General features: G+C 66.3%; 11 protein-coding genes. 8 read left to right on the forward strand and 3 right to left on the reverse strand.

The window, feature by feature from the left end; all coding sequences use genetic code 11:
• Positions 1-23: 23 nt before the first annotated feature.
• Together VGN62_RS08405 and VGN62_RS08410 are read right to left on the reverse strand one after the other, a co-directional pair.
• The gene (locus VGN62_RS08405; RefSeq protein ID WP_067185489.1) at positions 24-803 is read right to left on the reverse strand and encodes an enoyl-CoA hydratase/isomerase family protein; all 780 of its coding nucleotides are present in this window, start codon (positions 801-803) and stop codon (positions 24-26) included.
• A 51-nt stretch (positions 804-854) separates the two neighbouring features.
• On the reverse strand, positions 855-1,601 hold the full coding sequence (locus tag VGN62_RS08410) for a glucose 1-dehydrogenase (RefSeq protein WP_067185491.1): 747 nt from the start codon (positions 1,599-1,601) through the stop codon (positions 855-857).
• 313 nt (positions 1,602-1,914) lie between these two features.
• On the opposite strand from VGN62_RS08410, the gene VGN62_RS08415 reads away from it, so the two are divergent.
• The 5 genes from VGN62_RS08415 to VGN62_RS08435 all read left to right on the forward strand — a co-directional run bounded on the left by VGN62_RS08415 (position 1,915) and on the right by VGN62_RS08435 (position 9,266).
• Complete coding sequence (locus VGN62_RS08415) at positions 1,915-4,386, forward strand: TonB-dependent receptor (protein WP_067185493.1); 2,472 nt, start codon at positions 1,915-1,917, stop codon at positions 4,384-4,386.
• A 107-nt stretch (positions 4,387-4,493) separates the two neighbouring features.
• On the forward strand, positions 4,494-6,110 hold the full coding sequence (locus VGN62_RS08420; RefSeq protein WP_067185494.1) for a spinster family MFS transporter: 1,617 nt from the start codon (positions 4,494-4,496) through the stop codon (positions 6,108-6,110).
• Positions 6,107-6,535 carry an acyl-CoA thioesterase gene (locus tag VGN62_RS08425; RefSeq protein ID WP_067185496.1) on the forward strand — a complete coding sequence of 143 codons (429 nt, stop codon included), beginning with the start codon at positions 6,107-6,109 and terminating at the stop codon, positions 6,533-6,535. The genes VGN62_RS08420 and VGN62_RS08425 overlap by 4 nt, the downstream gene beginning before the upstream one ends.
• Positions 6,532-8,202 (forward strand): class I adenylate-forming enzyme family protein, encoded by a 1,671-nt coding sequence (locus VGN62_RS08430; RefSeq protein WP_327452675.1) that lies wholly within the window; start codon positions 6,532-6,534, stop codon positions 8,200-8,202. Before VGN62_RS08425 ends, VGN62_RS08430 begins: the two co-directional genes overlap by 4 nt.
• Complete coding sequence (locus VGN62_RS08435; RefSeq protein WP_327452677.1) at positions 8,187-9,266, forward strand: zinc-dependent alcohol dehydrogenase; 1,080 nt, start codon at positions 8,187-8,189, stop codon at positions 9,264-9,266. The genes VGN62_RS08430 and VGN62_RS08435 overlap by 16 nt, the downstream gene beginning before the upstream one ends.
• Before the next feature lie 33 nt (positions 9,267-9,299).
• Here VGN62_RS08435 and VGN62_RS08440 read toward each other — a convergent pair whose 3' ends face one another.
• Positions 9,300-9,899: a TetR/AcrR family transcriptional regulator gene (locus VGN62_RS08440; RefSeq protein WP_067185499.1), complete on the reverse strand. Its 600-nt coding sequence runs from the start codon at positions 9,897-9,899 to the stop codon at positions 9,300-9,302.
• A 252-nt stretch (positions 9,900-10,151) separates the two neighbouring features.
• Between VGN62_RS08440 and VGN62_RS08445 the strand changes: the two genes are divergently transcribed.
• The 3 genes from VGN62_RS08445 to VGN62_RS08455 are packed head-to-tail and all read left to right on the forward strand — an operon-like array spanning position 10,152 to position 12,979.
• Positions 10,152-11,309: an aromatic ring-hydroxylating oxygenase subunit alpha gene (locus VGN62_RS08445; protein ID WP_234180748.1), complete on the forward strand. Its 1,158-nt coding sequence runs from the start codon at positions 10,152-10,154 to the stop codon at positions 11,307-11,309.
• A gap of 22 nt (positions 11,310-11,331) precedes the next feature.
• Positions 11,332-12,396: a Gfo/Idh/MocA family protein gene (locus VGN62_RS08450; protein ID WP_067185502.1), complete on the forward strand. Its 1,065-nt coding sequence runs from the start codon at positions 11,332-11,334 to the stop codon at positions 12,394-12,396.
• Positions 12,397-12,409: 13 nt separating this feature from the next.
• Positions 12,410-12,979, forward strand: coding sequence for a nuclear transport factor 2 family protein (locus tag VGN62_RS08455; protein ID WP_067185504.1), 570 nt, complete (start codon positions 12,410-12,412; stop codon positions 12,977-12,979).
• Positions 12,980-13,057 lie beyond the last annotated feature (78 nt).

The following is a 13,057-nucleotide window of genomic DNA, read 5'->3' on the forward strand; positions in this document are numbered from 1 at the left end:
CCGCGCAAGGCGGACCGCCGCCCTTATGACTTGTCCATGCCGGCGAGCAGATCGATCGCCGCCAGCGCCTCGAGGCCAAGCCCGAGGCTGAGGCCTTCCTGCATCAGCCTCTTGTAGCGCTGGGTGAGCAGCACCCGCGAATAGCGCAGCGCAAGGTCGGTCTTCGCCGCGAACTGGGCAGCAATCGCCAACGCCCGGTCCACCACCTCCCCTTCCGGCAACAGCTCGCCGACAACGCCGGCCGCGAGCGCGTCGGCGGCCGAGAGCTCCTGGCCCATCAGGAGGAAATAGCGTCCGCGATTGGGGCCGAGGACGTGGGTCCAGACGACGTGCGCGCCGTCGCCGGGAACGATGCCGCCCATGAAATGCGGCGCGTCCTGGAACAGCGCCGTCTCTGACGCGATCACGATATCGGCGAGCACGGGGATTTCGGGATGGATGCGCGCGGGCCCGTTGATCGCGCTGATCACCGGGACCTCGATCGCGAGCAGATTGTCGAGCAGCTTGCGCCCGTCGTAGAATGTATGGTCCCACTCGGACGGGTTCGACAGGCTGAAGCTCGCGAAGTCGATCGTCTCGCACCAGACGCCGTCGGTTCCGGTCATCACGATCACGCGGTTTCCGCGATCGGCGCCGACCTCGGCGAAGCAATGGCCGAGCTCCTCATGGCTTTCCTCGGACCAGACGAACGGACCGCCGCCGGTGTGGAAGCGCATCAACAGCACGCCCGCCGCGTCGCGGCTCAAGGCGATATTGTTGTAGCGCTCGCGGTAGCTGTCGAAACGCGGCGAAAGTCGGCTCATGGCAACGTCCCTTCGTTGAGTGGGCCGCGCCGTCCCCGGCGCGGCCGCGGGTCAGAGCGCGGTCATGCCGCCGTCGATGATATGCTCGGCGCCGGTGATGAAGGAGGATTCGTCCGACGCGAGGAAGATCGCGAGGTTCGAAACCTCCTCGACTTCGGCAAGGCGGCCGAGCGGGATCATCTTGGTGGCCTCGCCGCCGCCCTCGTCGGTCGCCGCGGCCATCATCGGCGTCTTGATATAGCCGGGGTGGATCGAGTTGCAGCGAATGTTCTGGCGCCCGAACTCGACCGCGACCTGCTTGGTCATGCCGCGCACCGCGAACTTGCTCGCGACATAGGCGAGATTGGGCGCGCCGTAGATGGCGACGATGCCCGCGATCGACGAGATGTTGACGATCGAGCCGCCGCCCGCCTTCTGCATCGAGGGGATCACCGCCTGCATGCCGAGATAGACGCCGAGCTGGTTGACGTTGCACACCGCCTCGAAATCGCCTTGCGCGAAATCGAGCGTGCCGCCGATCTTGCCGAGCACGCCCGCATTGTTGACGAGGATGGTGACGGTTCCGAACGCGGCCTCGCCGCGCGCGACGACGTCGCGCCAGCCGGCGGCATCGGCGACATCATGATGGATATAAAGGGCGCTGTCGCCGAGGCTGTCCGCCAGCGCTTCGCCCGCGCTGTCGTTGAGGTCGGTCAGGATGACCTTGGCCCCTTCGCGAACGAAGGCCTGGGCGTGCGACGTGCCCATCCCCTGCGAGGCACCCGTGATGATCGCGACCTTGCCGCTCAGCCTGCCCATATCTCTTCTCCCAATGATTATCGAACCGGCCATTTCTGCGGAGTCGCAAAACAACCATTCGTTTTTTCATAGTCAACAACCTTGTTGATAGCAACTCTCGCGGCCGAACGCCAGCACTCATGCGGGTCCGTCGATGCCCGCTTCCTGCGTCATTATTAACGGAAATCAGCGGATTATGGCGATAGGGATGCTGCGAACGACAAGGCCCGAAACCGGTCGCCGGCGCCAAAACCGATCCAGCTTGACCTTCGGCGAGAATCGACTAAACAAACGATTGTTTGTGGACGTAGATCCGCGGTGGGAGAGGATTGTGATGAGAAACTTGCGTCTATGGCTTGCCGCTAGCGTGGCCCTCGGGGCGATCCAGCCCGCCCTCGCCCAGGAAGCCGCACCGGCTCCCGACGCTCCCGCAGCCGCCGAAACCGAAGACAGCGGTTCGGGCGACATCGTCGTCACCGCGCGCCGCAAGGACGAGCGGCTGATGGACGTGCCGGTGGTCGTGTCGGCGCTCAGCGCCGAGACCATCTCGCAATATAATTCCAACTCGCTCACCGCGATCGGCGAACTCACCCCGACCGTCATCGTCGGCGCCTATCGCGCCAATGGCGGCGGCACGATAGCGATCCGCGGCATCAGCTCGCCCGCCAACCAGACGGGTTTCGAGCAGGCCGTGTCGGTCGCGATCGACGGCGTCCAGACGAGCAACGGCCGCATTGCCCAGCTCGGCTTCTTCGACATCGAACAGGTCGAAGTCCTCAAGGGACCGCAGGCGCTCTTCTTCGGCAAGAACAGCCCGGCGGGCGTGATCTCGATCCGCACCGCGGGGCCCGGCAATGATTTCGAAGCGGGTGTGCGCGGTTCCTATGAGTTTGTCGCCGACGAAGCGACGATCGACGCCTTCATCTCGGGTCCGCTCACCGACCGCATCGGCGCGCGCCTTGCCATCCGTTACCGCAACCAGGACGGTTTCCTGCGCAACACCGCCGGACCGCTCACCAACCCCTTCTACAATCCGGCGACGGGCGCGCCGGCTGCGGCCGCCGCCTTCCCCGGCGCGTCGGACCGGCGTCCGGGCGAAGAGGAAATCATCGGCCGCGTCACGCTCGCCTTCGAGCCGACCGACAATTTCAAGGGCACGCTGCGCGTCTTCGGCGCACATTCGACCGACTCCGGCGCCGGCGTCGCGACCCAGAATATCGGGCCCTGCACCGGCCCCAATCCGCGCGTGTCGGGGATCGCCGATCCTTATGGCGAGTGCGTGATCGACAATCGCACGACGGTCGGCGACCTGCCCTCGGTGGTCGCCGAGACCTTCCGCGGCACCGACTCGAACGGGCCGCAGAAGGGCGAACTCAACGCGATCGTCTCCTCGCTGTCGCTCGAATGGGATTTCGGGTCGATCTCGGTCGCCTCGCTCACCGGCTACAACAAGATGGGCTATGACACCTTCTCGGGCCTCGACCAGACGACCTATTCGCAGCTCGCCCAGGCCGAGAATCTCGACGCCAAGGAGTTCAGCCAGGAACTGCGCCTGTCGAGCCAGTTCGACGGACCGCTCAACTTCGTCGTCGGCGCCTATTACCAGAACACCTCGCTCAGTTCCTATTCGGACACGATGCTGAGCCTCGGCAATTATAACGCCGCCGCGGGCCGCTACACCTCGTTCGAGACGCTCGCCAAGCAGAAGGGCAACACCTATTCGGCGTTCGGCCAGCTGCTCTGGGACATCACCCCCGAACTTGAACTCGCGGGCGGAGCGCGCTGGACGCGCGAGACCAAGAAGTTCGACAAGTTCAATCTCTACGGCATCGGGGCCTTCAACAATGCGGCGACCGTCTATCCGGGATCGGACACGCCGGGTCATCTGAAGGGCGATTTCGAGGACGAGAATGTCTCGCCCGAAGTCACGCTGAACTGGCGCCCGGACTCGAACCACACGATCTTCGCCGCCTATCGGACCGGCTTCAAGTCGGGGGGCTTCGGCCTCACCAACCCGCTGTCGACCGCCACACGGATCGGCGACGTCGACTTCGGCTCGGAAAAGGCGCGCGGCTTCGAACTCGGCGCCCGCCTGATCGGGCTTGACGGCCGGCTCAACATGAGCGCGGCGCTGTTCAACTATAAATTCTCGGATCTTCAGGTGAATACCTATGATCCCGCGCGCATTTCCTACACGATCAACAATGCGGGCGCGGTCAAGCAGCGCGGCTTCGAACTCGACGCCAATTTCCGCGTTACCCCCGAGCTGACCATCCATGGCGCGGTCGCCTATGTGCGCAATCGCTTCAACGACTTCACCGGCCAATGCTATTCCTATACCTTCCCGACCGGCACGACGCGCGCCACCGCGGTGCCGCCGCCGAACTGTTCGTTCGTCAACACCACGGCGCTCACGCTCCAGCAGGTCTATGATGGCCGCGCGCCTGCCCGTTCGCCCGACTGGGCGGGCAATGCGGGCGCCAAACTCGCCCTGCCCGTCTCGAACGATCACGAGATCCGGATCACCGGCGACGCCTATTACAGCGGCAGCTATTTCGCCGCCGATACGCTGGCACCGCCGACCGAGCAGAAGAGCTTCTGGCGCCTCAACGCCAGCATCACCTTCGCCGAGGTCGACGACCGCTGGACGGTGGGACTCATCGGACGCAACCTCACCAACAAATATTATCTGCTCTATGCCGCCGACCGCACCGGCGGCGCCGGGGTCCCGGGTATGATCGGCGAACAGCGCGGCGTCGTCTCGCGCGGCCGCGAAGTGTCGCTGCAGGCAAGCTTCCACTTCTAGCGGGAGCAAGACGGTCCGCCTGGGGGCTGGCGGACCGTCTTCGACAAGCGGGGGACAGATACGCAAGCTGCGGCACGGGCACCGCGGCATCGATGGGATAATAAGATATGGCCACCAGCGCCGCCGTGCTGAAAGATGTTCCCCGCGAAGGCGGCCTTTATCGCTGGTATGTCCTCGGCGTCCTGATGCTCATCTATGCGATGAACTTCATCGACCGCCAGATCGTCACCATCCTCGCGCCCTATCTGAAAGCCGACCTCGATCTCACCGACGCGCAGATCGGTCTCCTCTACGGCACCGCCTTCGCGATGTTCTATGCCCTGTTCGGCATCCCGCTCGCGAAACTCGCCGACGGCTGGAGCCGGGTGAAGACGCTGTCGATCGGGCTCGCCTTCTGGTCGTCGATGACGGCGCTTTCGGGCCTATCGAGCAATTTCGTCCAGCTCGGCGCCGCGCGGCTCGGGGTCGGGATCGGCGAGGCCAGCGGCTCGCCTGCCGCGGTGTCGCTCCTTGCCGACTATTTCCCCAAGCGCATCCGCGCCTCGGTCTTCGCGCTCTACACGACGGGCATGTATCTCGGGCTTGGCCTGTCGCTGATGATCGGCGGCTATGTCGTCGCGACCTGGCCCGGCAGCTTCGGGCTCGCGGGCTGGCAGGCGGCTTTCATCATTGTCGGCCTGCCCGGCATCCTGCTCGGTGCGATCGTCTATCTCACGATCCGCGAGCCGGTCCGCGGCGCGCTCGACGGACTGCCGCAGCCCGGCAGCCCGCATCCGTTCCGCGACGTGTTCGTCGAGGCGGCGACGATGTTCCCGCCATGGAGCGTCGGCTCGCTGAAGAAGCTCGGCGCAAGCCCGGCGCTCGTTCGCGCCAATCTCGGCGCCCTCGCTTTCGTGACCCTCATGATCGCACTTCTGACCCTGGGCTCGGAAGCGATCCTGCCGCCCGACCGCCGCCCGGTCGTCTTTTCGATCGGCGATTTCGACGTCACGAGCAGCCTCATCCAGTGGCTCGCGATCGGGATCGGCGCCTATGCGGCGACAAGCTGGATCCAGGCCATTCGCCTCCGCGATCCGATCGCGTTCGCGCTCACCGTCGGCGCGCCCGCCTATCGCACCATGGCCGCGGCGGGCGGCATTCTCGGTATCTACACCTATGCGATCGGCGCCTTCGTCTTCCTCTATGGCTCGCAATTCCTGGCCATGGGCCCCGAAGCGGGATTCACGCTCGGCGCGATTTCGGCAATCGCCGGTGCGAGCGGGACCGCGATCGGCGGCACGCTCGGCGACATCATCAAGCGCCGTTATCCAGCGGGCCGCATGTATCTCCTGTTCGCGGCGCTGCTCGGGTTCACCGCACTGACCTTCGTCCAATTCAACACCGGCGACCGCCAGACCTTCTTCGTCACCTATTTCTTCGCGCTGTTGCTGCTCACCGTCTGGCCACCGATCATGCTCGCGACCGCGCAGGATCTTGTCATTCCGCGCCTTCGCGGCGTCGGGTTCGCGGTGCAGACGCTCGCGAGCAGCCTCGTCGGGCTTGGTCTCGGTCCCTATATGGTCGGGCTGATCAGCGACGCGACGGGCGATCTTAGGCTCGCGATCCTCTCGCTCTTCGCGCTGATGCCGATCCTGCTCCTGCTCGTCTGGCGCTGCGCGCGCGTTCTCCCCGAGAGCGAGCGGACGGTCGTCGAGCGCGCGCGGGCCGCAGGAGAGGCGCTGTGACCGCGCCCGAAAGGATCGAGGATTATCCAGTCCGGATCAGCGAGAAGGTGCGCTACAGCGATACCGACCGGCAGGGCCATGTGAACAATGTGCTGTTCGCCTTCTTCTTCGAGGCGGGCCGTGTCGATGTCCTCTTCATGCGCGGGAGCTCGCCCCCCGATCACTGCGCCTATGTGCTCGCGCGCTCGACGATCGACTTTCTCGACGAGCTGCACTGGCCGGGCGATGTCGAGATCGGGACGCGGATCGAGAAGCTCGGCGGCAGCTCGATCAGCATCCGGCAGGTCCTGTTCCAGGGCGGGCGCTGCGCCGCGACCTCGGACAGCGTGATGGTGCAGGTCGACCGGCCGAGCCGCAAGGCCTGTCCGCTTTCCGACGAGGCGCGCACGATCCTCGGGCAAATGGCCGCCCCGGCGGCCGCATGAGGCTCGCGGCGCCCGAGATCCGGCGTGCCGCGCTCGAAGCGCGCCATGGCCCCTGGGCCTATCGCAGCCTCGCCGCCCTGTTCGAGGAAGTGGCCGCAGACTATCCCGAGCGGCCGTTCGTGATGACCGCCACCGCGGTCGAGACCTATGGCGCCATGCTCGACCGGTCGCGGCGCACCGCCGCGATGCTCGCCGCCCACGGGATCGGGGCCGGAGACCATGTCGCGATCCTGCTACCCAATGGCATCGCCTTCGTCGCGGTGAAGCTTGCCATCGTGCGCCTCGGCGCGGTCGCGGTGCCGCTCAACTTCAACCTGCAGCGGGACGAACTCGCGTATGTGATCGGCCAGTCGGATGCGCGGGCGCTCGTCGCGATCGACGGATTTCGCGGCCGCGACTATATCGCCGATCTCGAGGCGATCCTTCGCCCCGGCTTCCCGGTCTTCGTCGATTGCGCCGCAGGCGCGCTGCACCGCTGGCACGCGCTGGACGACTGGGAGCGCCACGCGCCGGCGCGCGGAGCGATCGCGGCGCGCCCCGCCGATCTCTCCGATATCATCTACACCTCGGGAACCACGGGCTCGCCCAAAGGCGTGATGCTGACCCACGATATGGTTCTGCGCACCGCTTATGCCAGCGCGCGCGTGCGCGCTTTCGAGGATGGAAGGCGCCTGATCTTCGCCGCGCCCATGTATCATGTGCACGGGCTCGTCGAATGCCTCGTCGCCGCGCTGTTCGCGGGCGGCGCGGTCATCCCGCAGGACCGTTTCGATGCCGCCGAGCTGCTCGCGCTCGCGGTGCGCCACGAGGCGAACGAGATCAGCGGCGTTCCGACGCTGACCGAGAAGCTGCTCGATGCCGCGCGCGGGACGGACTTCGTCTGCCCAAGCCTCGCCTGCGTCTTCAGCACCGGCGGCATGCACCGCGAGACGATCTGGGAGGAGTTTCGATCCATCTTGGGGGCGCGCGAGATCGTCACCGGCTATGGAATGACCGAAACCACCGCCTCGACGACCTGCACGCTCCCCGAAGAACCGATCGCGCGCGTCATGACGGGGAACGGGCGGTTCAAGGATGCAGGCGCGGCCGCCCCTCCGAGCAGTCCCTGGCTCGCCGAATATCGGGTCGTCGACGCCGAGAGCGGCGGCGAGCTGCCACCCGGCACCAATGGCGAACTCCTCGTCCGCGGCCCCGGCGTGACGCATGGCTATTACAAAAAGCCCGAAGAGACCGCCGCGGCCTTCGCGTCCGACGGCTGGCTGCGGGTCGGCGACATCGGACGCGTCGATGCCAAGGGCTATCTCACCCTCGCCGGCCGCTCGAAGGACGTCTATCGCTGCGGCGGCGAGACGGTGATGCCGCGCGAGATCGAGGCGCTGCTCGAAACGCATGGCCAGGTGCGCGAGGCGCATGTCGTCGCGATTGCCGACGACCGCATGGGCGAGGTCGGCTGCGCCTGCGTCGTCGCGACCGAAGTCCCGCCCTCTGCGGCGGCGCTGATCGCGCTCTGCGAAAGCAAGCTCGCGCGCTTCAAGGTGCCGCGCCATATCCTCTTCTTCGAGGCGGGAGAGATCCCGGTCACGCCGACCGGCCGCGCGAAGAAATTCCAGCTCGCCGAAATGGCGCGCGAACGGCTCGGCCTGGAGGCGACATGCGCGCAGTCGTAAGCCACGGCAAAAAAGACTTCCGGATCGAGAGCCGCGCCGATCCGCGCCCCGGCACGGGCGAGGTGCTGGTGCGGCCGCTGTTCAATGGCCTCTGTTTCACCGACAAGCATCTCTTCGACGGCCATGTCGAGCGTGCCGCCGACATCGTCATCGGCCATGAGTTCAGCGCCGAGATCGTGGCGCTCGGCGATAGGGTCGACGACTGGAGGCCGGGCGACCACGTCTCGGTCGACCCGCGCATCCGCTGCGGGACCTGCCTCGCCTGCCGCGCCGGTCTCGAGACGCTCTGTCCCGATGGCGGCTTCCTTGGGGTTCGCGGCGCCGACGGCGGCCTGGCCGATCTCTGCGTCGCACCCGCTTATGGTCTCTACCGACTGCCGGAGGCCGTCTCGCCGCTCCAGGCTGCCTGCGTCGAGGCCGCCTGCTGCGCGACGCGCGCGCTGCGCTCGGGCGCGATCGTGCCGGGTGACAATGTCGTCCTGCTCGGTCTCGACGACTATAATCTCTTCGTGGCGCAGTGGCTGAAAGCCCAGGGCGGGCTCGTGATCGGCGTCGACGGCGCGTCGGTCCGCCGCGAGGCGGCGCGCGGTTTCGGCGCCGCCACCTGCCTCGATCCTTCCAGCGATAATATCGTCCGCGCGGTGCGCGCCGCGATGCCGTTCGGCGCCGATGTCGTCGTCGTGGCGCTCGAGGATTATGCACCCGCGGCCACCGACTATCTGGCGCTGGCGCACCGTCTCGCGCGCATCCAGGGTACCGTGATCCTGATCCGCGCCTATGGCGCCGAGCCCTTCGCGCGCATCCAGCCTTCGACTGCCTGGCTCAAGGAGCTGACGATCCGCCACTTCGGCAATTTCTTCGGCAATGAGCCCGCGCGCGGCGGGCGCGATCGCGGCGACTGGCAGGTGACGCTCGACGCGATCGGCCGCGGCATCCTCGCCGCGCCGCCGCCGCAGACCGAGCTGGTCCCCTTCAACGCCCTCAAGACCGCCGGCGATATCGGCGCGCTGTTCGACGGGCTTCCCGGATCGGCGGCGAAGATCGTCGTCGATATGGCGGACTAGGCCATGACGATCGCGCGCTTGCCGTTCGCGGTGTCAGCCTTTGAACATCAGGCTGCGCAGCAGCATGTTCGCCATCATGTCGCCGATTTCGGCGGGACTCGCCGTCCCCTTCGGCGAATACCATTCGGGGGTCCAGTTGAGCGCGCCGAGGATCGTCAGCACCGCGATCCTCACATTCAGGCTCTGATCGAACACACCCTCGGCGATGCCGTCCTCGAGGATGCGAATGAAGGCCCGCTCATAGCGCTGACGCTTGGCGATCGCCGCCTCGCGATAATCGTCGCCGAGAAAGCGCCACTGATGGAAGACGACGAGCGAGCGCTCGGGATTCTCGGTGACGACGATGATATGCGCGCGGATCGCATCGCGCAGCCGCATGCCCGCCGATCCCTCGGCCGCGGCGATCGGCTCGACCGCTTCGAGGAAATGATTGATCCCGGTCTCGACGATCTCGACGAGCAGCGTCTCCTTGCTGTCGATATGCGCATAGAGGCTCCCGGGCAGGACGCCGAAGGCCTTGGCGATATCGCGCATCGAGGTGCCCGTATAACCCTGGCTGCCGAACAGCCGGACGGCGATGTCGAGGATCGACGACCGCGGCGTCGATGGGGATATTGCTGGAGCCGTGCCCATGGGAAGTATCTGTTGCCTAATCCTGGTCGCGCCCCGATGTCGGAGGCACGCAATTGCCGTACATCCGTTCCGATTACTACCGAAGGCGCCCCAACGGCAAGCCGCGCGCGCAAAGCGATTTCAATCGCACCAGCGCGCGTTGGCGGCCGCCACTTCCGTGCTAGGGTGAACGGATTGCCGAAGGCCTTATTGTGTCCTCGGCCCGATCGCGCTATGCGAATAAAACAACTGTTTGTTTGAGGATCGATGACAATGGCCAGCACGAGCGAAAGCGCGACCGAGGAGCAGCATCTCGCAAGCGAGGCCGCGCGGGCCTTCCCCACCCCGGCCGAGGAGCAATATCCGCTGCCGCCAAGCGTGGTCGATGCCAAAAACTATACCGATCCGGCGCTGTTCGACCGCGAAATGAAGGCGGTCTTCCACAAGAGCTGGTTCCCCGCCTGCCCGTCGGTCGATCTCAAGGAGCCGCGCGACTATGTGGTTTGGGACCGGCTCGGCCAGTCGATCGTCATCTCGCGGCTCGACGACGGCTCGGTCTCGGCGTGGCACAATGTCTGCCAGCATCGCGGCGCGCGGCTGCTCAAGGAGTCGGGCTCGTGCAAGGGCGGCCGCTTCGCCTGCCCCTGGCACGGTTTCCAATATGATCTCAGCGGCAAGGTGAAGATGGTGCCGCTCAAGGGCTCGTTCGAGGCCGAACGGCTCGAGGACCTCCGCGCGCCCGCGGTGCGGGTCAAGGAATGGGGCAGTTTTGTGTGGATCTGCCTCTCCGACGAGGTGCCCGACCTTCTTCCCTATCTGGGGACGATCGGCGAGGAACTGAGCTTCTACGGTCTCGAGAATTTCGAGACGCGCTACCGCTTCACGCTCGAGCTCAACGCGAACTGGAAGATGGTCGTCGATGCCTTCAACGAGACCTGGCACGTCCCCTTCACCCATCCGCGCACCCTCGGCAAGCTCGTCCACTGGCGCGACGCGCATTTGCGCATAGCCAATCCCCATAGCTGGATGACGCTGCCGCTCGAAGGCTTCACCGACCGGATGGGCGATGTCGACCACCGGCTGAAGAACATCTGCCACTATCTCGCTTTCCCGAACACGATCTTCAGCTGCTTCCCGACACATTTGCAGAGCTGGAACATCTGGCCGGTCAGTGTCGACAAGACCTTGTTCACCGCCTGGGGCGTCGTCGGTCCGACCCCCGAGGGTCTGCGCGACGAGGAATGGCAGGCGCAGAATGACCGCGACTGGAAGCATTTCTGCGCGGTCTCGGCCGAAGATGCCGAGGTCCTCAACGACTGGGGCACCGTGTCGCAGTCGCTCGGCGCGAGCCAATATATGTTCAACACCGCCGAGAGCCGGCTGACCGCCTTCCATGCCGAGGTCGCGCGCCGCGTCGCCCTCGAACAGTGATGGCCGCGCGCGAGTATCGGCAATGAGCCGCATCGGCGTCGGCATTATCGGGCTCAGCGCCGGCGCAGGCTGGGCGGCGCGCTCGCATCTCCCCGCGCTGCGCGCGCTCGGCGACCGGTTCGCGATCACCGCGGTCGCGGGCTCGTCGCCCGAGCGCTCGCGCGCCGCTGCGAGCGACTATGCTATCCCCTTTGCGGCGGATTCGGCCGATGCGCTGGCCGCGCACGCCGACGTCGACCTCGTCGTCGTCGCGGTGAAGGTCCCCGAGCACCGCCGGCTCGTCGAAGCGGCGCTTGCCGCGGGCAAGGCGGTGCTGTGCGAATGGCCGCTCGCGGTCGATGCCGCCGAGGCCGATCGTCTCGCCCGCGCCGCGGCAGACGCCCGCATAAAGACCTTCGTCGGGCTCCAGGCGCGCGGCACGGCAGCGGTGCAGCGCCTTGCCCAGCTGATAGCCGACGGCGCGATCGGCGATATCCTCGCCTCGAACATCAGCGCGGCGGTCGGTGTGCCATGGGCCGGCGTCACCGACAGCAGCCGCACCTATCTCAATCGCACCGCCTCGGGTGCGACGATGCTCACCATTCCCTTCGGCCATTGTCTCGATGCCATGACCTTGGTGCTCGGCGATTATGCGCAGTGGAGCGCCGAGCTTGTCACGCGCCGCACCGAGACGCTCGTCAAGGACGAGGGGGTGATAATCCCGACCGACGTCGCCGACCAGATCATGGTCGCGGGCCGCCTCGCGAGCGGCGCCGCCGCCTCGCTCCACTACCGTGGCGGTCTGTCGGCGGCGGGCAATTTCCGCTGGGAGATCAACGGCACCAAGGGGGATATCCTCGTCACCGGCGGCGATGGCCATCTGCAATATGGGCTGGTCGAGATCGCGCTCGCAAAGACCGGCAAGGCTCTCGCGCCGCTCGCCCTTCCCGCCGACCCGCTGCCGCCGCATGCGCGCGCGATCGCCGCGCAATATCGGGCGATCCACGCCGCGCTTGCGGGCGCGCCCTCTACCGTTCCGGACTTCGCCCATGCCGCCGCGCTGCACCACAAGCTCGGCGCGATCGCCGCCAAGGGCACCGCCAGCTGACAGGAGCCGACATATGGACACCGACTTCGAGACGATGGTTCGCACCCTCTGGGACCGGCAGCAGATCCACGATTGCCTCATGACCTATTCGCGCGCGGTCGACCGTCTCGACCGCGAACTCCTGCTTTCGGTCTATCATGACGATGCGATCGACGATCATGGCGTCTTCGTCGGCAGCCCGGTCGAGTTCGCCGACTGGGTGATCGACATGCACAGCCGCGCGCATCTCTCGCATCAGCATTGCCAGTTCAATTCGACGATCGAGCTCGACGGCGACACCGCCCATGCCGAGACCTATTATATGTTCGTCGGCCTCAACCGCGCCGGCACTCCGCTTGCCAGGTCGGGCGGGCGTTATATCGACCGCCTCGAAAAGCGCGACGGCCGCTGGGCCATCGCCGCGCGCCTCTGCTTGCGCGACTGGGCGCCGCTCACCGAGATTCCGGAAACGCTCGACCAATCGACCCTGACCGTCGTCGCGCTCGACGAAGCGACGCGGGCGCGGATGCGCGCCGGACCGCAGCCGGCGCGCGATCGCTCGGACCCCAGCTACGCGCGCCCGCTCCCCATCTCGCTGCCTTGAAATTATCTGTCAGCACCGGTGTTGACGCTCCACCCAAGCCCCGTTATCAACACTCTCGTTGACTACGCGAACACAAGC

Origin of the sequence: Sphingopyxis sp. (genome assembly GCF_035998905.1) — a bacterium.
Classification (GTDB): Bacteria; Pseudomonadota; Alphaproteobacteria; order Sphingomonadales; family Sphingomonadaceae; genus Sphingopyxis.

Bases quoted from the DNA above. Each gene is read 5' to 3' on its own strand.
- VGN62_RS08445 (WP_234180748.1), top strand. From the start codon at position 10,152: ATGGCCAGCACGAGCGAAAGCGCGACCGAGGAGCAGCATCTCGCAAGC.
- VGN62_RS08450 (WP_067185502.1), top strand. From the start codon at position 11,332: ATGAGCCGCATCGGCGTCGGCATTATCGGGCTCAGCGCCGGCGCAGGC.
- VGN62_RS08405 (WP_067185489.1), bottom strand. From the start codon at position 803: ATGAGCCGACTTTCGCCGCGTTTCGACAGCTACCGCGAGCGCTACAAC.
- VGN62_RS08415 (WP_067185493.1), top strand. From the start codon at position 1,915: ATGAGAAACTTGCGTCTATGGCTTGCCGCTAGCGTGGCCCTCGGGGCG.
- VGN62_RS08430 (WP_327452675.1), top strand. From the start codon at position 6,532: ATGAGGCTCGCGGCGCCCGAGATCCGGCGTGCCGCGCTCGAAGCGCGC.
- VGN62_RS08455 (WP_067185504.1), top strand. From the start codon at position 12,410: ATGGACACCGACTTCGAGACGATGGTTCGCACCCTCTGGGACCGGCAG.
- VGN62_RS08440 (WP_067185499.1), bottom strand. From the start codon at position 9,899: ATGGGCACGGCTCCAGCAATATCCCCATCGACGCCGCGGTCGTCGATC.
- VGN62_RS08410 (WP_067185491.1), bottom strand. From the start codon at position 1,601: ATGGGCAGGCTGAGCGGCAAGGTCGCGATCATCACGGGTGCCTCGCAG.
- VGN62_RS08420 (WP_067185494.1), top strand. From the start codon at position 4,494: ATGGCCACCAGCGCCGCCGTGCTGAAAGATGTTCCCCGCGAAGGCGGC.
- VGN62_RS08435 (WP_327452677.1), top strand. From the start codon at position 8,187: ATGCGCGCAGTCGTAAGCCACGGCAAAAAAGACTTCCGGATCGAGAGC.